10 protein-coding genes and 2 pseudogenes are annotated in these 21,676 nt (G+C 66.4%); 4 read left to right on the top strand and 8 right to left on the bottom strand.

Annotation, left to right across the window (positions count from 1 at the left end):
• Positions 1–4 precede the first annotated feature (4 nt).
• Positions 5–2,872 (bottom strand): aconitate hydratase, encoded by a 2,868-nt coding sequence (acnA, locus tag VHAB30_RS02260; RefSeq protein WP_159275666.1) that lies wholly within the window; start codon positions 2,870–2,872, stop codon positions 5–7.
• A gap of 163 nt (positions 2,873–3,035) precedes the next feature.
• Positions 3,036–3,449 carry a hypothetical protein gene (locus VHAB30_RS02255; protein WP_159275665.1) on the bottom strand — a complete coding sequence of 138 codons (414 nt, stop codon included), beginning with the start codon at positions 3,447–3,449 and terminating at the stop codon, positions 3,036–3,038.
• 132 nt (positions 3,450–3,581) lie between these two features.
• Between VHAB30_RS02255 and VHAB30_RS02250 the strand changes: the two genes are divergently transcribed.
• A complete protein-coding gene (locus VHAB30_RS02250; protein WP_095746440.1) occupies positions 3,582–4,436 on the top strand; it encodes a helix-turn-helix domain-containing protein in 855 nt (284 codons plus the stop codon).
• Here the strand turns inward: VHAB30_RS02250 and VHAB30_RS02245 are convergent.
• From VHAB30_RS02245 to VHAB30_RS31415, 5 genes and pseudogenes are all read right to left on the bottom strand, one after another.
• Positions 4,342–6,600: an acyl-CoA dehydrogenase gene (locus tag VHAB30_RS02245; RefSeq protein WP_159275664.1), complete on the bottom strand. Its 2,259-nt coding sequence runs from the start codon at positions 6,598–6,600 to the stop codon at positions 4,342–4,344. The genes VHAB30_RS02250 and VHAB30_RS02245 overlap by 95 nt on opposite strands.
• Before the next feature lie 122 nt (positions 6,601–6,722).
• Entirely contained in the window at positions 6,723–7,313 is a 591-nt protein-coding gene (locus VHAB30_RS02240; RefSeq protein ID WP_159275663.1) for a hypothetical protein, read from the bottom strand.
• Between the two features lie 11 nt (positions 7,314–7,324).
• Positions 7,325–8,491 carry a DUF2827 domain-containing protein gene (locus tag VHAB30_RS02235; protein ID WP_159275662.1) on the bottom strand — a complete coding sequence of 389 codons (1,167 nt, stop codon included), beginning with the start codon at positions 8,489–8,491 and terminating at the stop codon, positions 7,325–7,327.
• On the bottom strand, positions 8,488–9,639 hold the full coding sequence (locus tag VHAB30_RS02230) for a DUF2827 domain-containing protein (RefSeq protein WP_070062291.1): 1,152 nt from the start codon (positions 9,637–9,639) through the stop codon (positions 8,488–8,490). The genes VHAB30_RS02235 and VHAB30_RS02230 overlap by 4 nt, the downstream gene beginning before the upstream one ends.
• Positions 9,640–9,724: 85 nt before the next feature.
• A pseudogene (locus VHAB30_RS31415) lies at positions 9,725–10,213 on the bottom strand (YadA-like family protein); the annotation flags it as partial.
• Between VHAB30_RS31415 and VHAB30_RS31410 the strand changes: the two are divergent.
• The 3 genes from VHAB30_RS31410 to VHAB30_RS31400 all read left to right on the top strand — a co-directional run bounded on the left by VHAB30_RS31410 (position 10,116) and on the right by VHAB30_RS31400 (position 11,444).
• Positions 10,116–10,331 (top strand): hypothetical protein, encoded by a 216-nt coding sequence (locus tag VHAB30_RS31410; protein ID WP_308789329.1) that lies wholly within the window; start codon positions 10,116–10,118, stop codon positions 10,329–10,331. The pseudogene VHAB30_RS31415 and the gene VHAB30_RS31410 sit on opposite strands and share 98 nt — an antisense overlap.
• A gap of 84 nt (positions 10,332–10,415) precedes the next feature.
• Positions 10,416–10,766 carry a hypothetical protein gene (locus VHAB30_RS31405; protein ID WP_308789328.1) on the top strand — a complete coding sequence of 117 codons (351 nt, stop codon included), beginning with the start codon at positions 10,416–10,418 and terminating at the stop codon, positions 10,764–10,766.
• Between the two features lie 15 nt (positions 10,767–10,781).
• Entirely contained in the window at positions 10,782–11,444 is a 663-nt protein-coding gene (locus VHAB30_RS31400; protein WP_308789327.1) for a hypothetical protein, read from the top strand.
• Between the two features lie 2,594 nt (positions 11,445–14,038).
• On the opposite strand, the pseudogene VHAB30_RS31360 reads toward VHAB30_RS31400, so the two are convergent.
• A pseudogene (locus VHAB30_RS31360) lies at positions 14,039–21,565 on the bottom strand (ESPR-type extended signal peptide-containing protein); the annotation flags it as partial.
• Between the last annotated feature and the right edge of the window lie 111 nt (positions 21,566–21,676).

Genomic DNA, 21,676 nt, shown 5'->3' with positions numbered 1-21,676 from the left:
CCCGTCAGGCCGCCAGCAGCTGCCGCAGCACGAACGGCAGGATGCCGCCGTGCTTGTAGTAGTCGACCTCGATCGGCGTGTCGATGCGCAGGCGCACCGTCACCTCCTGGTGGCTGCCGTCGGCGCGGTGCACGACCAGCTTCACATCCATCTGCGGCTTGAGTTCGCCGCCGATCACGACGTCGATCTTTTCCTCGCCCGTGAGGCCCAGCGTCTGCCACGAGTCGGCGCCGCGGAACTGCAGCGGCAGCACGCCCATGCCGACCAGGTTGGCGCGGTGGATGCGCTCGAAGCTGCGCGCCACCACGGCCTTGATGCCCAACAGCTGCGTGCCCTTGGCGGCCCAGTCGCGCGACGAGCCGGTGCCGTACTCCTCGCCGCCGAACACGATGGTCGGCGTGCCCGCTGCCATGTACTTCATGGCGGCGTCGTAGATGAACATCTTTTCGCCGCCCGGCTGGAACAGCGTGACGCCGCCCTCTTCCTGCGTGCCGTTGGCGTCCGGCGGAATCATCAGGTTCTTGATGCGCACGTTGGCGAAGGTGCCGCGCACCATCACGTCGTGGTTGCCGCGGCGCGAGCCGTAGCTGTTGAAGTCGGCCTTGGGCACGCCGTGCGCCTTGAGCCAGATGCCCGCGGGCGAGCTTTCCTTGATGGAGCCGGCCGGCGAGATGTGGTCGGTGGTGATCGAGTCGCCGAACAGCGCCATGACGCGCGCGCCCTGGATGCCCGCGTCCGACGCGTGCGGCTGCATCTGGAAGCCTTCGAAGAACGGCGGCTCGGCGATGTAGGTCGAGGTCGGCCAGTCGTACACCTGGCCGGTCGTGCCCTTGATGCTCGTCCAGAACTTGCCCGGATCGCTCTTGACCTTCTCGTAGTTCGCGCGGAACGACTTGGCGTTCATCGCGAAGCGCAGGTTGTCGTCGATCTCCTTCGGCGTGGGCCAGATGTCGCCCAGGTACACGTCCTTGCCGCCCTTGCCCTTGCCCACGGGCTGGGTCATGAGGTCGGTCATCACGTTGCCCGCGATGGCAAACGCCACCACCAGCGGCGGCGAGGCCAGGAAGTTGGCCTTCAGGTTCGGGTGGATGCGCGCCTCGAAGTTGCGGTTGCCCGAGAGCACGGCCGCGCCGATGAGGTCGTTCTTGGTGATGGCTTCGTTGATCTCGGGCGTGAGGTCGCCGGCGTTGCCGATGCAGGTGGTGCAGCCGTAGCCCGCGAGGTAGAAGCCCAGCTTCTCCAGGTACGGCAGCAGGCCCGCCTTCTCGAGGTATTCGGTGACGATGCGCGAGCCCGGGGCCAGCGAGGTCTTGATGTGCGGCTGCACCTTCAGGCCCGCTTCCACCGCCTTCTTGGCCAGGATGCCGGCCGCGAGCATCACGCTCGGGTTGGAGGTGTTGGTGCACGAGGTGATGGCCGCAATGAGCACGTCGCCGTTGCCGATGGTGACGTCGCCCTTGGGCGCCGACGGCGCCGTGGCGCTGGTGTGGGCCGCGGCCTTGGTCGAGCGGTTGGCCACCATCTCGATGACCGGGCGCGGCGAGCCGGGCGGCGGCGGGGGCACTTCGGTGTCGCCGCTCTGGCCTTCGCGCGTCAGCGCGTAGCGCTGCTTGAGCTTGTCGGCCGGCTGGTTGAAGCCGTTGGCGTCGTTCGGCTTGCTGTACAGCTCGGCGAACTTGGTCGACAGGTCGCCCAGGTTGATGCGGTCCTGCGGGCGCTTGGGGCCGGCCAGGCTGGGCGAGACGGTGCCCAGGTCGAGCTTGACGACCTTGGTGTAGTCGATGTCGCCCGGCGCGGGCATGCCGAACAGGCCCTGCGCCTTGTAGTAGGCGGCGAAGCGCTCCACTTCTTCCTTGGTGCGGCCGGTGCCTTCGAAGTACGCCACGGTCATCTCGTCGACCGGGAAGAAGCCCATGGTGGCGCCGTACTCGGGCGCCATGTTGCCGATGGTGGCGCGGTCGGGCACGGCGATGGACGCGGCACCGGGGCCGAAGAACTCGACGAACTTGCCCACCACCTTTTCGGCGCGCAGGATCGAGGTGACGTACAGCACCAGGTCGGTGGCCGTGACGCCTTCGCGCAGCTTGCCGGTGAGCTCGAAGCCCACCACGTCGGGCGTGAGCATGTAGACCGGCTGGCCCAGCATGGCGGCCTCGGCCTCGATGCCGCCCACGCCCCAGCCGACCACGCCGATGCCGTTGATCATGGTGGTGTGGCTGTCGGTGCCCACCAGCGAGTCGGGGTAGTACACCGGCGTGTCGCTCTTGTCGGCCGGGCTCTTGTAGACGCCGCGTGCAAAGTACTCGAGGTTGACCTGGTGCACGATGCCGAAGCCCGGCGGCACGACGCCGAAGGTGTCGAAGGCCTGCATGCCCCACTTCATGAACTGGTAGCGCTCGTTGTTGCGCTGGAACTCCAGCTTCATGTTCAGGTCGAGCGCCTTGGGCGTGCCGTAGTAGTCGACCATCACCGAGTGGTCGACCACCAGGTCGACGGGCACCAGCGGCTCGATGGTCTTGGGCGACTTGTTCAGCTTGGCGGCCACGCTGCGCATGGCGGCCAGGTCGGCCAGGAGCGGCACGCCGGTGAAGTCCTGCAGCACCACGCGGGTGACGACAAAGGGAATTTCGTCGGTGCGCTCGGCGTTGGGCGCCCAGTGGGCCAGCTCCTCGACGTGCTTGGCCGACACCTTCTGGCCGTCGCAGTTGCGCAGCACAGACTCGAGCACGATGCGGATCGACACCGGCAGGCGCTCCACGGACGGGTACTGCTTGGCCAGTTCCTTCAGCGACCAGTACTTGCCGGACTTGCCCGACGCGGTCTTGAAGGTCTTGAGGGTGGACGCAAACGCGTGCGCCGGGGCTTTGGCCATGAGAAGACTCCTGTGTGTTCGTGGAAGCCTCTCAAGGATAGCGAGGTTCAATGTCAGTGGCTGTAGTCGGTCTTCCTTGTCGGGCTCTCCCGGAACTATCGTTCTCATAGCGAAAACGCCCGCCGCACGGGGTGCGGCGGGCGTGGAGCGGACCGTCAGGCGCTCAGGCCATCGCCATACGGGTAGCGCCCCGGGTGCGGCGCAGCCCGGTCCATTGCAGCTCGGCCAGCACGACCACGCACAGCGCCTGCGCCAGCACCCAGGCCGTGCCCAGCGCGGTGACCGCGAACACGCCGCTCACCAGCAGCGCCACGCAGGCCACGGCCCAGGCGAAGTTGCCGACGACCACGAGGCCGATCAGCGTGCGCGGCGGCGTGCGGCGGCTGGCCATGAAGGCGGCGGCGGCCGCATAGGCCAGCAGGAACACGCCGGTGCCCATGAGCAGCCAGGCCGGCAGGCCGGTCAGGTGGGCGAGAACGTCGGTGAACGCCACCTGCAGCGCGCCGGTCGCGGCGCACGAAGCGGCATCGGCCCACATCACGTTCGACAGGAAGCGGGGGGAAGCGAAAACAGACATGTGGATCTCCTGGGTGGGTACGCGGCAGGCCAGTCCTGCTGCGTTGGGGTCGATGATTCCGCCGGGCGTGGATCGCGTCGATGACCTGGGAGGTCATGGCGCCGCGCCGCCACCGCGCCAGAATGCGGCTCCATGAACACCCCCCGCACCCATTCGTCCAAGGCCGCCGCCGCCAGCCTGCCCGGCGCGCGCGATCCGTTCGGCGCCCACCTGCGGCACTGGCGTACCCACCGCCGCCTAAGCCAGCTCGACCTGGCGCAGGAGGCCGAGGTCTCGACCCGCCACCTGAGCTACGTGGAAACCGGCCGTGCCGCGCCCAGCCGCGAAATGGTGCTGCGCCTGGCCGAGCGCCTGGACGTGCCGCTGCGCGAGCGCAATGCGCTGCTGGTGGCCGCCGGCTTCGCGCCCATGTACCGCCAGCGCTCGCTCGACGACCCGGCCATGGCCTCGGCGCGCCGCGCCATCGACCTCGTGCTGAAGGGCCACGAGCCCTTCCCCGCGCTGGCCGTGGACCGCCACTGGAACCTGGTGGCGCACAACGCGCTGGTGCCGCTGCTCATGGAAGGCTGCTCGGCCGAGCTGCTGAAGCCGCCGATCAACGTGCTGCGCCTGAGCCTGCACCCCGAGGGCGTGGCGCCGCGCATCGCGAACCTCGCGCAATGGCGCACGCACCTGCTGGAGCGGCTGCAGCAGCAGATCGCCGCCACCGGCGACACCGTGCTGCAGGCGCTGCACGACGAGCTGGAGGGCTACCCGCCGCCGGCCGTGAGCCACGACGCGCCGCTGCTCGACACCGCGCTGTCGGCGGTGGCCGTGCCGTTCCAGGTGGTCATGCCCAGCGGCGTGCTGAGCTTCATCAGCACCATCACGATCTTCGGCACGCCGGTGGACGTCACGCTGCAGGAACTCGCGGTGGAGTCGTTCTTTCCGGCGGACGAGCAGACGGCGGCGGCGCTGACGGCACTGGCGGCGCAGCAGGCGCGCTGAGGCCGGCGCTGCCGTCCGCGTTGCGCGCCGGCCCTTCGAAGTCGTCGACCTGGATCACCTTGTCGGCCGCCTGCAGGTAGGCCAGCGCCAGCGCGGGGTCGCTGGCCGAGCGCGCGGCCTCGTCGAGCGAGCGCGTGCGGCGCAGCACCTTGTTGAGCGCGGCCGTCTCCTCGCCCAGTTGCGCGCCGAGCGCCATCGCCTGCATCAGGTCGCGCAGGCCGCCCGGGCCGGGCTCGGCCAGATCGGGCACGAGCCGCGCGACCACGTCCGGCCGCGTGCGCAGCAGCTCGGCCAGCGCCATCAGCTGCACGTCGCGCAGCGGCGCCAGGTACGCGGTGCGGCGCAGCACCAGGGCACCGAGCAGGCGCCGCCCCGGCGTCGGCAGGTTGGCGTACAGGTCTCGCAGGATCTTGCCGGCCTCGTCCAGCTGCAGCCGGATCGCCGCCTGCGCAAAGGGCAGCAGCTCGGGCGCCGCATCGACGCGGTAGCGCCACACGCAGGCGCTCGCCAGGTACAGATGGGCCAGCACATCGCCCAGCCGCGCCGACAGCAGCTCCATGCGCTTGAGCTTGCCGCCGAGCAGCCCCATCGCCAGGTCGGCGGTGAGCGCGTACTTGGCGCTCATGCGCGCGATGAGCCGCGCTTCGGCCGCCAGCGCCTCGGGCGGATCGCCGAGCACCGGCGCGCCGAACAGGCTGTGCCACAAGTTGCGCGCCACATGCCTGCCGTGCGCGAGGAGCGCCTGGCCCAGTGCTGTTTCATCTTTCGCCTGCACCGCCGCCATCTCGTCGAGCACGTGCGGGTGGCAGCGCACCGCGCCCTGGCCGAACACGATGAGCGCGCGCGTGAGGATGTTCGCGCCCTCCACCGTGATCGCGATCGGCGCCTGCCGGTACGCCACGCCGAGCAGGTTCGACGGACCCGAGATGATCCCCTTGCCGCCCAGGATGTCCATGCCATGGTTGACCGCGCGGCGCCCGGCCTCGGTGAGCTGCACCTTGAGGATCGCGCTGGCCACGCTGGGCCGCTCGCCCTTGTCGAGCGCGGCCGCCGTGAAGCGGCGCGCGGCATCGGTCGCGTACAGCTGCGCCGACATCTGCGCGACCAGCCCCGCCACTGCGTGGAACTTGCCCACCGGCAGGCCGAACTGCTCGCGGATCTGGCCGTAGGCGTTGCTCACGTACAGCGCGGTCTGCTGCATCGCCGAGCCCAGCGCGGGCAGCGAGATGGCGCGGCCCGCGGCCAGGCATTCCATCAGCATGCGCCAGCCCTGCCCCACCTGCGGCTCGCCGCCGATGATCCAGTCCATCGGCACGAACACCTGCCGGCCGCGGATCGGGCCGTTCATGAAGGCGCTGTCCATCGGGCGGTGGCGCCGGCCGATCGCCATGCCTTCATGCGGCACGGGAATCAGCGCGCAGGTGATGCCCAGCTCGCGCTGGCCTTCGGGCCGGCTTTCGTCGATGGCATGGAACGCCAGGCCGACCACGGTGGCGACCGGCGCGAGCGTGATGTAGCGCTTGTCGAAATCGACCAGGAAGCCGCGCGTGCGCCGGCCCTGGAACTCGCGCTCGACGAGCACGCCGCGGTCAGGAATGGCGGCGGCGTCGGAGCCCGCGTAAGGCGAGGTCAGGCCGAAGCACGGCAGCTCGCGGCCGTCGGCCAGGCGCGGCAGGTAGTGGTCTTTCTGCGCGTCGGTGCCGTAGCGCAGCAGCAGCTCGGCCGGCCCGAGCGAGTTGGGCACCATCACCGTGACGGCCGTTGCCACGTTGACGCTCGCGATGCGCGCCACCACCGTCGCATGCGCGTAGTGGCCGAAGCCCAGGCCGCCGAAGGCCTCGGGAATGATCATCCCGAAGAAGCGCTTCTCGCGCAGGAAGCGCCACACCTCGGGCGGCAGGTCGTGCGCCTGGTCGATGGCGTGGTCGTCGAGCATGCGGCACAGCGCGGGCACCTCGTTCGCCAGGAAGGCTTCTTCGCGCGCGCTGAGCTGGTTGGGGCCGGCGGCCGTCAGGGCGTCGAAATCGGGGCGCCCGGCGAAGAGCTGGCCTTCGAACCCGACCGTGCCGGCCTCGAGCGCGGCGCGCTCGGTGTCGCCCAGCGGCGGCAGGGCCTTGGAGAAAGGCTGCATCGCCCATCGGCCGATCAGGGTCGCCAGTGGCATGGGGTCTCCTTGCACCGCACCGGAGCGCGCGGCATGCGTCCATTCTTGGACGGCACCGGCCCGCACCGGGCCGGTCAAGGGCGTTCGCGCGTGTCGGAGACGGGCTCGCGCGCCCCGCGGGATCAGCGACGCTTGGGCGCCTGACCGGCCGGCGCGGCGGCCGGCACGGGTGCATTGGGATCGCGCCAGCCGTACTCGACGTAGCGGCGGATCACGAGGCAGCCCGGCGGCGAGTCGATCAGCGAGACCGACGAGGTGGGTTCCTTGTCGTCGGTGTAGACCGTGTAGATCGGCAGCAGCGCCGTGCGCTTGTAGTTCTTCAGTTCCTGCTCGGCCACGCTGGCGCAGGTGAAGGGCGCGACCGAGATGCGCTCGGCCGCCACGGTGCAGGCGCCGCTGTCGTCGGGAATGGCGGTGATCGACGCGGCCACGCCCGCGTTCGGGTACTGGATGCCGACAAGCGAGAACACCGGGCCGGCGTCGGGACGCTTGCGGTCCCAGTCGAGCAGCACGTCGTGCGCGCGGCTGCCCTGCACGGTGAGCGTGGCCAGCCGCGTGATCGCGGGCAGGCAGCGCTGCACGCCCACGCTGGCGGCGGCGCGCGTGAGCGTGTCCTGCGGCGCCGCGGGCGGGGCCAGCACGCCCTGCGCGAGCGCGCTGCCGGCCATCGCGAGCGTGCAGGCTACAACGGTGGATCGGGCGAGGACGTTCATCGGTGTCGCCTTCACGCGTAGAGGCTCTCGATGGCCGCCGAGTAGAGGCGCACGTTCTCCTCGCCTTCCGGGTCGAGCTTCGCGATGAGAGCGCGTGCGCGCTCGCGGTAGGCCGGCAGGTTGGCGTCGTGCTCGGCGAACGCACGCCGCAGCGCCTGCCCGCCCTCCTCGCAGTCGAAGCCGTGATAGCGGTAGCCGCAGTCGCCGATCAGGTGCGAGTTGTGAATGAGCGGCCAGCCGCCGTACAGCGCCTCGTAGTAGAGGTAGTTCTGCGCGTTCTCCCAATGGTGCGCAAAGACCGCGTCGATGGCGCCCGGCAGCACCTGGTACAGCGGAAAGCGCCCTTCGAAGGTCGCCAGGCCGTGCTGCACCAGATCCAGGCTCTGGGCGAAGGCGACGAAGTTCGGCTTGTCCTTCAGGTGGAAGCTGTTGTAGACCCACATCTTCTCGATGAGGCGAGGCTGCGCGCGGTGCGCCGACTCGCAGCCCAGCATCGGGATGAAGCTGGTCTTCACCATGCAGATGTTGGGCTCGAAGATGGCCACGCGCCACTGCTTGCGCCCCGGCTCGTAGGCAAAGCGCTTGCCCTCGGCGCCGCGCGCCATCGCCTTCTCGACCACCATCGGGCTCCACAGGTGCGGCATGAGCTTGGTGGGTGCGCGGAAGGTGCTCGCGAAGTACGGCTTGCAGGAGGTTTCGTACTCGGGCAGCGTCCACACCTCGTCGTACGGTGCGCCGCTGACCAGCATGCCGTGCGGCTTGTTGAAGGTCATGCGCTCGATGTCGATCACGTAGTCGTTGCCCACGCGCATCGAGACGATTTTTCCGCCGCGCTCGCGGAACGCCACCGACCAGTCGCGCCCCAGTTGCGCGCTCATCTCGATCATGAGGTCGAGCTCCTGCGCGGCGGTCGCCATGTCGATGATCGGCACCGGCGAGTCGGCCAGGAAGTTGGTGGCGTCGGCCGGACCGCCGTCGCCGCCGCCGGCCACCAGCACCGTGCGCTCGACGCAGGGCGAACGCAGCAGCAGCATCACGAGGAACAGGCAGTTCTGGTAGACGCCGTTCTCCCACAGGCTCTGCTCGCCCTTGCGGATGAAGATGGAGACGCCGACTTTCAGCCGGGTCGGTGAAGCGGCCGCGCGCGGGCCTGCGGTGGGGTTTTGCCCTTCGCTCATGCGGCCACCTTCGCGTTGCCGGCACGGAACGCCGGATCGCCGCCCACCAGGTTCAACAGCCGCTGTGCGTAGCCGTCGATGTTGGCGGGGTGCATCGGGTCGATCGCGTCGAACACGCGCTGGCTGCGCGCGCGGTAGTCGTCGAGTTGCGCGTCGTGGCCGCGCACGGCCGCGGCCAGCTGTTCGGCGCCGACGGCGATGTCGAAGTCGGGGTAGTAGTAGCCGGCATCGCGCAGCCAGGGCGAGTTGTGCACCAGCGGGTAGTTGCCGTACAGCGCGTCGAGGTAGCTGTAGTTCTGGTCGTTCTGCCACTGGTGCGACACCACCGCGTCGGCGTGCTGCACCATGAAGCCGGCGAAGTCGTGCCGTCCGTGGAAGGTGGCCTTGTGCTGGCGCACGATGTCCAGCGAGTTGGCCAGGTAGAGCATCGTCGGATGGTCTTTCAGGTGCAGCGTGTTGAGCACGTGCATCGCCGCGACGTGCTCCGGGTTGGTGCGGTAGGCCTCGTCGGTGATCAGCATCGGGATGCTGCACGACTTCACCACCGAGATGTTGGGCTCGAAGATCGCGACCCGGAACCCCGGTTGCTGCGCCGTGCGCGGCTGGTAGCCGAAGCGAAAGCCCTGCGCCTGCACCTCGTCCACACGCTGCGCCAGGAACTGCGGCGACCACAGGTACGGCACCTCGTGCACCGGGCAGCGGTGCAGCGTGCGCATCATCGGCGCAAAGGCCGTGTCCTTGGGCAGCAGCCAGATCTCGTCGCAGCGGTCGGTGGCGCCGAAGTGCCCCTTGTCGGCAAAGACGATCGGCTCGGCCAGCGCCACGAAGGGCTGCCCCACGCCGTGGAAGGCCACGCGTCCGCCGCAGGCGCGGAAGTACGACAGCCACTGCACGTCGAGCGCACCGGCCATTTCGATGACCACGTCGAGCGCATCGGTCAGCTCGCGGGCGCGGCCCAGCGTGAGCCCCATCGCCGACAGGTCGACCTGCGGCGGCATCGCCTGCTGGTCGCCCGCGTCGATGAGCGTGACGGACTCGACGAATTCGATGCGTTGCAGCAGCCGGGCCAGGAACAGGACGTTCTGTCCCATTCCGTTTTCCCAGATGTTCTGCCCCGCGTGGGAGAGGACTGAAATACCGATGCGCATGGCCGAAGTGTGTACCAAAAAAACAATGGCTCCCGCGCGCAGGGCGCGGGAGCCACCGGACCGGGGGCGTCGGCCTAGCGGCCTTTTACTTCCACTTCCAGCCGATGCCCGCGTTGACGCCCCACTCCTTGCCGGTGGAGCTCAGGCCCGCGCCCCAGGAGATCTTGCCGTCGTCCGACAGGGCCTTGAAGGTCAGCGCCACGGCGCTGTAGCCCTTGTACGAACCCATGCCGATGCCGATCGTCTTCTCGCCCGGGTACAGCGTGGGCAGGTAGGTGCCCGACATCGCGAAGGCCATCGCCGAGCCCGAGTAGGCGATGCGCGCCACGTCGCCCACCTGCTTTTGCACCTGCTGCAGCTGGCCCAGGTTGACCGCGTCGCCCGGCAGCACGCCCGGTGCCACGTTGCTGATGCGCGTGGGACCCGAAGTCTCGGTGCCCAGCGTGATCTGGTTGTAGTTCACCGACCCGTCGGGGTTGGTGGCGTACTGCACGCTGCTGGCCTTCGCAGCCGCCGAGACCGCCTTCAGCTGCGCCACGTTGGTCGCGTCGCTGTCGGCCGAGCCGGCTGCCACGCCCGTGATCTGGCGGAACTGGTTGTTGGCCGCATCGCCCACCGACACCGCCGCCTGCGTGCTGGTCGTGGCCTTGATGGCCGCTTCCTGCTGCGCATTCGCGCTGCCCGGCACGTAGCCAGCCACGCCCGCCGCCCGCGAGGCCACCGAGTTCGCACCCAGTGCCACGCCGCCGGTCTGCTGGACCACCGCGCCGAAGCCGATGGCCGTGCCCTGCGCGATGTTCTGCGCCTTGCTCAGCGGCGTGCCGCCGGCGTCCGCACCGTCACCCAGGGCCACGCCGCCGCCGCCGGCACGGGAGTTCGCGCCGATGGCCTGCGAGCCCGTGGCCAGCGCCCCGGTGCCGATGGCGATCGCGTTGGTGCCCGTGGCCTGCGCCCCGAAGCCCACCGCCACCGCGCCGTCGGCCGTGGCCCGCGCGCCGTTGCCGGCGGCGAAGGAGTTGGCGCCGCTGGCTTCGGAACGCGGCCCGATCGCCACCGCTTCCGCACCGCTGGCCTTGGAGTCGGTGTTGGTCGAGTTGGCGTGGAAGTACTTGGTGCCTCCGTTGTAGATCGAGCTGACCGTCGTGCTCAGGCTGCCGATGCCGCTCATCGCCGTGCTCAGGCCAGTCGACGTCGAGGTCGACAGGCTGGAGAGGCCGCTGGCCGCGCCGCCCACGCTGGTGGACAGGCTGTCCAGGTTGCTGTTGGTGGTGCTCAGGCCGGTCGACAGGCTGTTGACGGTGCTGTTGGTCGTGCTCAACCCGGTGGACAGGCTGCTCACGTTGCTGTTCGTCGTGCTCAGGCCGGTCGACAGGCTGCCGACGGCGCTGTTGGTCGTGCTCAGGCCAGTCGAAAGACTGTCAACGCTGCTGCCCACCGTGCTCAGCCCGGTCGACAGGCTGTCGATGCGGCTGGCCGAGGTGCTCAGGCCGGTGGACACCGAGCTCGACAGGCTGTTCACGCTGCTCGTGACCGTGCTCAGGCCGGACGACGTGGAGGTCGAGAGGCTGTTCAGGTTGCTGTTCGTCGTGCTCAGGCCCGACGAGAGGCTGCCGACATTGCTGTTGGTCGTGCTCAGGCCGGTCGACAGGCTGCTGATGCCGCTGTTGGCGGTGCTCAGGCCGGTCGACAGGCTGCCGATGCTGCTGTTGGCAGTGCTCAGGCCGGTCGAGGTCGAGGACGACAGGCTGCCCAGGTTGCTGTTCGTCGTGCTCAGGCCCGTCGACAGGCTGAAGATGCCGCTGTAGGCGGTGCTCAGGCCGGACGAGAACGAGGTGGACAGGCTGCTGACGTTGCTGTTGGTCGTGCTCAGGCCGGTCGACAGGCTGTCGATGCTGCTCGTGGCCGTGCTCAGGCCCGACGAGGTCGAGGTCGAGAGGCTGTCGACGTTGCTGTTCGTCGTGCTGAGGCCGGTCGAGAGGCTGTCGATGTTGCTCGTGGCGGTGCTCAGGCCCGAGGACGTGGAGGTCGAGAGGCTGCTGACGTTGCTGTTGGTGGTGCTCAGGCCTGTGGAGAGGCTGGAGATGCCGCTGGTGGCGGTGCTCAGGCCGGTCGAGAGGCTGCTCACATTGCTGTTCGTCGTGCTCAGGCCCGTCGACAGACTGGAGATCCCGCTCGACGTCGAAGTCGACAGGCTACCGACGTTGCTGTTCGTGGTGCTCAGGCCAGTGGACAGGCTGGAAATACCGCTGGTGGCCGTGCTCAGACCCGTCGACAAGCTGTCGATGCCGCTCGTGGCCGTACTCAAACCCGACGACGTGGAAGTCGACAGGCTGCTCACGTTGCTGTTCGTCGTGCTCAGGCCGGTCGAAAGGCTTGAGATACCGCTGGTGACGGTGCTCAGCCCCGTCGACAGGCTGTCGATGCCACTCGCGGCCGTGCTCAGGCCGCTCGACGTCGAGGTCGACAGGCTGCTCACGTTGCTGTTGGTGGTGCTCAGGCCGGTCGAGAGGCTAGAAATTCCGCTGGTGGCGGTGCTCAGGCCCGTCGACAGACTGGAGATGCCGCTCGACGTCGAAGTCGACAAGCTACCGACGTTGCTGTTCGTGGTGCTCAGGCCGGTGGACAGGCTCGAGATGCCGCTGGTGGCGGTGCTCAGGCCAGTCGACAGACTGTCGATTCCGCTCGCCGCGGTGCTCAGGCCAGACGACGTAGATGTCGAGAGGCTGCTCACGTTACTGTTCGTCGTGCTCAAGCCGGTGGACAGGCTGGAGATGCCACTGGTCGCCGTGCTCAGACCAGTCGAGAGGCTGTCGATTCCGCTCGTCGCGGTGCTCAGACCAGACGACGTGGAAGTCGAGAGGCTGCTGACGTTGCTGTTGGTGGTGCTCAGGCCTGTGGAGAGGCTGGAGATGCCGCTGGTGGCGGTGCTCAGGCCGGTCGACAGGCTGGAGATGCCGCTCGACGTCGAAGTCGACAAGCTACCGACGTTGCTGTTCGTCGTACTCAAGCCAGTGGACAAGCTGGAGATGCCACTGGTCGCCGTGCTCAAACCAGTCGAGAGGCTGTCGATGCCGCTGGTAGCGGTGCTGAGACCGGACGACGTCGACGTCGACAGGCTGCTGACATTGCTGTTCGTCGTGCTCAGGCCCGTGGACAGGCTGGAGATACCGCTGGTAGCAGTGCTGAGGCCGGACGACGTCGACGTCGAGAGGCTGCTGATGTTGCTATTCGTGGTGCTCAGGCCGGTCGACAGGCTGGAGATGCCACTGGTCGCCGTGCTCAAGCCGGTCGAGAGGCTGTCGATGCCGCTCGCCGCGGTGCTCAGACCGGACGACGTGGAGGTCGAGAGACTGCTGACGTTGCTGTTCGTTGTGCTCAGACCAGTAGACAGACTCGAGATGCCGCTGGTCGCCGAGCTCAAGCCGGTCGAGAGGCTGTCGATGCCGCTCGTGGCCGTGCTCAGTCCCGACGACGTCGAAGTCGACAGGCTGCTGACGTTGCTGTTCGTGGTGCTCAGGCCCGTGGACAAGCTGGAGATGCCACTGGTCGCTGTGCTCAAACCGGTCGAGAGGCTGTCGATGCCACTAGTAGCGGTGCTGAGGCCGGACGACGTGGAAGTCGACAGGCTGCTCACGTTGCTGTTCGTCGTGCTCAAGCCGGTGGACAGGCTGGAGATGCCACTGGTGGCAGTGCTCAGGCCGCTCGACGTCGAGGTCGACAGGCTGCTTACGTTGCTGTTCGTCGTGCTCAGGCCGGTGGACAGGCTCGAGATACCGCTGGTCGCCGTGCTCAGGCCAGACGACGTAGACGTCGAGAGGCTGCTGATGTTGCTGTTCGTCGTGCTCAGGCCGGTCGACAGGCTGTCGATGCTGCTCGTCGCAGTGCTCAGGCCGCTCGACGTCGAGGTCGACAAGCTGCTCACATTGCTATTCGTGGTGCTCAGGCCCGTGGACAGGCTGGAGATACCGCTGGTTGCCGTACTCAAGCCCGACGACGTCGAGGTCGACAGGCTGCTGACGTTGCTGTTGGTCGTGCTCAGGCCCGACGACAGACTAGAGATGCCGCTGGTTGCCGTGCTCAAGCCGCTCGACGTCGAGGTCGACAAGCTGCCCACGTTGCTGTTCGTGGTGCTCAAGCCCGTGGACAGGCTCGAGATACCGCTGGTTGCAGTGCTCAGACCGCTCGAGGTGGAGGTCGAGAGGCTGTCGATGCTGCTCGTGGCAGTGCTCAAGCCAGACGACGTCGAGGTCGACAAGCTGCTCACGTTGCTGTTCGTGGTACTCAGGCCCGTCGACAGGCTCGAGATACCGCTGGTTGCCGTACTCAAACCAGACGACGTCGAAGTCGAAAGGCTGTCGATGCTGCTCGTGGCCGTGCTCAGACCGGACGAGGTCGAGGTCGACAAGCTGCTGACGTTGCTGTTCGTAGTGCTCAGGCCAGTGGACAGGCTGGAGATGCCACTGGTCGCCGTGCTGAGCCCCGACGACGTCGAGGTCGACAAGCTGCTGACATTGCTGTTCGTGGTACTCAGGCCGGTAGACAGGCTGGAGATCCCGCTGGTGGCGGTGCTCAGACCCGACGACGTGGACGTCGACAGGCTGCTGACGTTGCTGTTCGTGGTGCTCAGACCGGTCGACAGGCTGGAGATCCCACTGGTCGCCGTGCTCAGACCCGACGATGTCGAAGTCGACAGGCTGCCCACGTTGCTGTTCGTCGTGCTCAGGCCCGTGGACAGGCTGGAGATGCCGCTCGTGGCCGTGCTCAAACCCGACGACGTAGACGTCGACAAGCTGCTCACATTGCTGTTCGTCGTGCTCAGGCCCGTCGACAAGCTGGAGATGCCGCTGGTCGCCGTGCTCAAGCCACTCGACGTCGAGGTCGAAAGGCTGTCCAGGTTGCTGTTCGTGGTGCTGAGGCCGCTCGACGTGGACGTCGACAGGCTGTCGATACGGCTGTTGGCTGTGCTCAGACCCGACGATGTCGAAGTCGACAGGCTGCCCACATTGCTGTTCGTGGTGCTCAGGCCTGTAGACAGGCTGGAGATGCCGCTCGTGGCGGTGCTGAGGCCAGACGACGTGGAAGTCGACAGGCTGCTGACGTTGCTGTTGGTCGTGCTCAGACCAGTCGACAGGCTGTCAATACTGCTTGTCGCAGTGCTCAAGCCAGACGACGTGGAGGTCGACAAGCTGCTCACGTTGCTGTTCGTCGTGCTCAAGCCCGTGGACAGGCTGGAGATGCCGCTGGTGGCGGTGCTCAGGCCAGACGACGTGGACGTCGACAGGCTGCTGACGTTGCTGTTGGTCGTGCTCAGGCCGGTCGACAGACTGTCGATGCTGCTCGTCGCAGTGCTCAAGCCGGACGACGTGGAGGTCGAAAGACTGCTGACATTGCTGTTCGTCGAGCTCAGGCCCGTGGACAGGCTGGAGATGCCGCTCGTGGCGGTACTGAGGCCGGACGAAGTGGACGTCGACAGGCTGCTCACATTGCTGTTCGTCGTGCTCAGACCCGTCGACAGGCTCGAGATGCCGCTGGTCGCTGTGCTCAAACCACTCGACGTCGAGGTCGAAAGGCTGTCCAGGTTGCTGTTCGTGGTGCTCAGGCCGCTGGACGTGGAAGTCGACAGGCTGTCGATGCGGCTATTGGCCGTGCTCAGACCCGACGATGTCGAAGTCGACAGGCTGCCCACGTTGCTGTTCGTCGTGCTCAGGCCCGTGGACAGGCTGGAGATGCCGCTCGTGGCGGTGCTGAGGCCGGACGACGTGGACGTCGAGAGGCTGCTGACGTTGCTGTTCGTGGTGCTCAGGCCAGTCGACAGACTGGAGATACCGCTGGTTGCGGTGCTCAAGCCGGTCGAGAGGCTATTGATGCTGCTCGTGGCCGTGCTCAGGCCCGACGACGTCGAGGTCGACAAGCTGCCGACATTGCTGTTCGTCGTGCTCAGGCCAGTGGACAGGCTGGAAATGCCACTGGTCGCAGTGCTGAGCCCCGTCGAAAGGCTATCGATGCCACTCGCGGCCGTGCTCAGCCCGCTCGACGTGGACGTCGACAGGCTGCTCACGTTGCTGTTCGTGGTGCTCAGGCCCGTCGACAGACTGGAGATACCGCTGGTTGCCGTGCTCAAGCCGGTCGAGAGGCTCTCAATGCCGCTCGTGGCCGTGCTCAGCCCACTCGACGTCGAGGTCGAAAGACTGCTGACATTGCTGTTCGTTGTGCTCAGGCCAGTGGACAGGCTCGAGATGCTGCTCGTGGCCGTGCTCAGGCCGCTCGACGTCGAAGTCGACAAGCTGCTCACGTTGCTGTTCGTGGTGCTCAAGCCAGTGGACAGGCTCGAGATGCCGCTGGTCGCAGTGCTCAGGCCGGACGACGTCGAGGTCGACAGGCTGCTGACGTTGCTGTTGGTCGTGCTCAGGCCAGTCGACAGGCTGTCGATGCTGCTCGTCGCAGTGCTCAAGCCGGACGACGTGGAGGTCGACAGGCTGCTCACATTGCTGTTCGTGGTGCTCAGGCCCGTAGACAGGCTCGAGATACCGCTGGTGGCCGTGCTCAAGCCACTCGACGTGGACGTCGACAGGCTGTCCAGGTTGCTGTTCGTGGAGCTGAGGCCAGTGGACAAGCTGGAGATACCGCTGGTCGCAGTACTCAAACCAGACGACGTCGAGGTCGAAAGGCTGCCAATGCTGCTCGTCGCCGTGCTCAAGCCAGACGACGTTGAAGTCGACAGGCTCGAAATACCACTGGTTGCCGTGCTCAAGCCGCTCGACGTGGAGGTCGACAGGCTGTCCAGGTTGCTATTGGTGGTGCTCAGGCCGGTGGACAGGCTGGCGATGCCGCTGGCCGCCGTGCTCAGCCCTGACGACGTGGACGTCGACAGGCTGCTCACATTGCTGTTGGTCGTGCTCAGACCGGTCGACAGGCTGTTGATGCCACTGGTGGCAGTGCTCAAACCCGACGACGTCGAAGTCGAAAGACTGTCGATGCTGCTCGTGGCCGTGCTCAGACCGGACGAGGTCGAGGTCGATAAGCTGCTGACGTTGCTGTTCGTCGTGCTTAGCCCCGTGGACAGGCTCGAGATACCGCTGGTGGCCGTGCTCAAGCCCGACGATGTGGACGTGGAGAGGCTGTCGATGCTGCTCGTCGCGGTGCTCAGGCCAGACGACGTCGAGGTCGACAAGCTGCTGACGTTGCTGTTGGTCGTGCTCAAGCCAGTGGACAGGCTGGAGATGCCGCTGGTGGCAGTGCTCAGACCCGACGAGGTCGAAGTCGAAAGACTGTCGATGCTGCTCGTCGCCGTGCTCAAGCCAGACGATGTCGACGTCGACAGGCTGCTGACGTTGCTGTTCGTCGTGCTCAGGCCGGTAGACAGGCTATCGATGCCACTGGTCGCCGTACTCAAGCCCGACGACGTGGACGTCGACAGGCTGTCGATACGGCTGTTCGTCGTGCTCAAGCCAGACGAAGTCGAGGTCGACAAGCTGCCGACGTTGCTGTTCGTGGTGCTCAGACCCGTGGACAGGCTGGAGATACCGCTGGTGGCCGTGCTCAAGCCGCTCGACGTGGACGTCGACAGGCTGTCCAGGTTGCTGTTGGTGGTGCTCAGGCCGGTGGACAGGCTCGAGAAACCACTGGTCGCCGTGCTCAAGCCCGTCGACAGGCTGTCGATGCTGCTCGTGGCCGTGCTCAGGCCGGACGATGTAGACGTCGACAAGCTGCTAATGCTGCTGTTCGCCGTGCTCAAACCCGACGACGTGGAGGTCGAGAGGCTGCCGACGTTGCTGTTCGTCGTGCTCAACCCAGTGGACAGGCTGGAGATGCCGCTGGTGGCGGTGCTCAGACCCGACGAGGTCGAGGTCGAGAGGCTGCTGACGTTGCTGTTCGTCGTGCTCAGGCCGGTCGACAGGCTGGAGATACCACTGGTCGCGGTGCTCAAACCAGAGGACGTAGACGTCGAAAGGCTGTCGATGTTGCTCGTCGCCGTGCTCAGGCCGCTCGACGTGGAGGTCGACAGGCTGCTGACGTTGCTGTTGGTCGTGCTCAAGCCAGTCGACAGGCTGGAGATACCGCTGGTGGCAGTGCTCAAACCAGACGACGTGGACGTCGATAGGCTGTCGATGTTGCTTGTCGCCGTGCTCAGGCCGCTCGACGTGGAGGTCGACAGGCTGCTGACGTTGCTGTTGGTCGTGCTCAAGCCAGTGGACAGGCTAGAGATGCCGCTGGTCGCAGTGCTCAGGCCCGAGGACGTAGACGTCGAGAGGCTGTCGATGCTGCTCGTCGCCGTGCTCAGGCCGCTCGACGTGGATGTCGAAAGGCTATCGATACGGCTGTTGGTCGTGCTCAGGCCCGACGACGTCGAAGTCGACAGGCTCGAAATTCCACTGGTTGCAGTGCTCAGACCGCTCGACGTGGAGGTCGAAAGGCTGTCCAGGTTGCTGTTCGTGGAGCTGAGGCCGGTAGACAGGCTGGAGATGCCACTGGTCGCCGTGCTCAAACCAGAGGACGTCGAGGTCGACAGGCTGCTCACGTTGCTGTTCGTCGTGCTCAGACCCGTGGACAGGCTGGAGATACCGCTGGTGGCAGTGCTCAAACCAGACGACGTCGAAGTCGAAAGGCTGTCGATGCTGCTCGTGGCCGTGCTCAGACCGGACGAGGTCGAGGTCGACAAGCTGCTGACGTTGCTGTTCGTAGTGCTCAGGCCAGTGGACAGGCTGGAGATGCCACTGGTCGCCGTGCTGAGCCCCGACGACGTCGAGGTCGACAAGCTGCTGACATTGCTGTTCGTGGTACTCAGGCCGGTCGACAGGCTGGAGATCCCACTGGTCGCCGTGCTCAGACCCGACGATGTCGAAGTCGACAGGCTGCCCACGTTGCTGTTCGTCGTGCTCAGGCCCGTGGACAGGCTGGAGATGCCGCTCGTGGCCGTGCTCAAACCCGACGACGTAGACGTCGACAAGCTGCTCACATTGCTGTTCGTCGTGCTCAGGCCCGTCGACAAGCTGGAGATGCCGCTGGTCGCCGTGCTCAAGCCACTCGACGTCGAGGTCGAAAGGCTGTCCAGGTTGCTGTTCGTGGTGCTGAGGCCGCTCGACGTGGACGTCGACAGGCTGTCGATACGGCTGTTGGCTGTGCTCAGACCCGACGATGTCGAAGTCGACAGGCTGCCCACATTGCTGTTCGTGGTGCTCAGGCCTGTAGACAGGCTGGAGATGCCGCTCGTGGCGGTGCTGAGGCCAGACGACGTGGAAGTCGACAGGCTGCTGACGTTGCTGTTGGTCGTGCTCAGACCAGTCGACAGGCTGTCGATGCCACTCGTGGCTGTGCTCAAGCCGCTCGAAGTGGAGGTCGACAGGCTGCTGACATTGCTGTTTGTCGAGCTCAGGCTCGTGGACAGGCTAGAGATCCCGCTGGTCGCCGTGCTCAGGCCACTCGACGTCGAAGTCGACAGGCTGCTCACGTTGCTGTTCGTCGTGCTCAGGCCCGTCGACAAGCTCGAGATGCCGCTGGTTGCTGTACTCAGACCGCTCGAAGTAGACGTCGAGAGGCTGTCGATGCTGCTCGTGGCGGTGCTCAGACCCGACGAAGTCGAAGTCGACAGGCTGCTCACGTTGCTGTTCGTGGTGCTCAGCCCGGTCGACAGGCTCGAGATGCCACTCGTCGCCGTGCTCAGCCCCGAGGACGTGGAGGTCGAAAGGCTATCGATTCGACTGTTGGTCGTGCTCAAACCACTGGACGTCGAGGTCGACAAGCTGCCCACGCTGCTGTTCGTGGTGCTCAAGCCCGTCGACAGGCTGGCGATGCCACTGGTCGCAGTGCTCAGGCCCGACGATGTCGAAGTCGACAGGCTGCTCACGTTGCTGTTGGTCGTGCTCAGGCCAGTAGACAAGCTGGAGATGCCACTGGTCGCGGTGCTCAATCCACTCGACGTGGAAGTCGAGAGGCTGTCCAGGTTGCTGTTGGTGCTGCTCAGAGCCGTAGACAGGCTCGAGATGCCGCTGGTCGCCGTGCTCAGGCCGGACGACGTCGAGGTCGAGAGGCTGCTGACGTTGCTGTTGGTCGTGCTCAGACCAGTCGAAAGGCTGTCGATGCCACTCGTGGCTGTGCTCAAGCCGCTCGAAGTGGAGGTCGACAGGCTGCTGACATTGCTGTTTGTCGAGCTCAGGCTCGTGGACAGGCTCGAGATCCCGCTGGTCGCTGTGCTCAGGCCAGACGACGTGGAGGTCGACAAGCTGCTCACGTTGCTGTTCGTCGTGCTCAGACCCGTGGACAGGCTGGAGATGCCGCTGGTGGCAGTGCTCAAACCAGACGACGTCGAGGTCGACAGACTGCTGACGTTGCTGTTCGTGGTGCTGAGACCGGTCGAAAGACTGGAGATGCCGCTGGTCGCGGTGCTCAGGCCGGACGACGTCGAAGTCGACAGGCTGCTGACGTTGCTGTTGGTCGTGCTCAGGCCCGTAGACAGACTAGAGATGCCGCTGGTTGCCGTGCTCAAGCCGCTCGACGTCGAGGTCGACAAGCTGCTGACATTGCTGTTCGTGGTGCTCAGACCTGTGGACAGGCTGGAGATACCACTGGTCGCCGTGCTCAGGCCCGACGACGTAGATGTCGAGAGGCTGTCGATGCGGCTATTGGCCGTGCTCAGACCCGACGACGTCGAGGTCGACAAGCTGTCCACGTTGCTGTTCGTGGTGCTCAAGCCCGTGGACAGGCTCGAGATACCGCTGGTTGCAGTGCTCAGACCGCTCGAGGTGGAGGTCGAGAGGCTGTCGATGCTGCTCGTGGCCGTGCTCAGGCCCGACGACGTCGACGTCGACAGGCTGCTCACGTTGCTGTTGGTCGTGCTCAGGCCCGTCGACAGACTGTTGATGCCGCTCGTAGCGGTACTCAAACCGGACGACGTGGACGTCGACAAGCTGCTGACGTTGCTGTTCGTCGTGCTCAGACCCGTGGACAAGCTGGCGATGCCGCTGGTCGCGGTGCTCAGACCTGTGGACAGGCTCGAGATGCCGCTCGTGGCGGTGCTCAGACCGCTTGAAGTCGACGTCGAGAGGCTGTCGATGCGGCTGTTGGTCGTGCTCAGGCCAGTCGACGTGGACGTTGACAGGCTGCCCACATTGCTGTTCGTCGTGCTCAAGCCCGTGGACAGGCTCGAGATTCCGCTGGTCGCCGTGCTCAGACCCGACGACGTCGACGTCGAAAGGCTGCTCACGTTGCTATTCGTAGTGCTCAGGCCTGTGGACAGGCTGGAGATGCCGCTCGTGGCGGTGCTCAGGCCGCTCGAGGTGGAGGTCGACAAGCTGCTGACGTTGCTGTTCGTCGTGCTCAGACCTGTGGACAGGCTCGAGATGCCACTCGTGGCCGTGCTCAAGCCAGACGACGTCGATGTCGACAGGCTACTGACGTTGCTGTTCGTGGTACTCAGGCCAGTCGACAGGCTGGAGATGCCGCTGGTCGCCGTGCTCAGCCCGCTCGACGTCGAAGTCGACAGGCTGCTGACGTTGCTGTTCGTTGTGCTCAACCCCGTGGAGAGACTGGAGATGCCACTGGTAGCGGTGCTCAGGCCAGACGACGTGGACGTCGAGAGGCTGTCGATGCGGCTGTTGGTCGTGCTCAGGCCCGACGACGTCGACGTCGACAGGCTGCTCACATTGCTGTTGGTCGTGCTCAGGCCCGTCGACAGACTGTTGATGCCGCTCGTAGCGGTACTCAAACCGGACGACGTGGACGTCGACAAGCTGCTGACGTTGCTGTTCGTGGTGCTCAGGCCCGTGGACAAGCTGGAGATGCCGCTGGTGGCAGTGCTCAGGCCCGACGACGTCGAGGTCGACAAGCTGCTCACGTTGCTGTTCGTCGTGCTCAGCCCCGTGGACAGGCTCGAGATACCACTGGTCGCAGTGCTCAGGCCGCTCGACGTGGACGTCGAGAGACTGTCGATGCGGCTGTTGGTCGTGCTCAGACCCGACGATGTCGAGGTCGACAAGCTACCCACGTTGCTGTTCGTGGTGCTCAAGCCCGTGGACAGGCTGGAGATGCTGCTCGTGGCCGT

It is taken from the genome of Variovorax boronicumulans, from assembly GCF_009811375.1.
GTDB classification, from domain to species: domain Bacteria; phylum Pseudomonadota; class Gammaproteobacteria; order Burkholderiales; family Burkholderiaceae_C; genus Variovorax; species Variovorax boronicumulans.
Note: the sequence above shows the minus strand (reverse complement) of the source record. Positions and strands in the feature narration are given on the sequence as shown.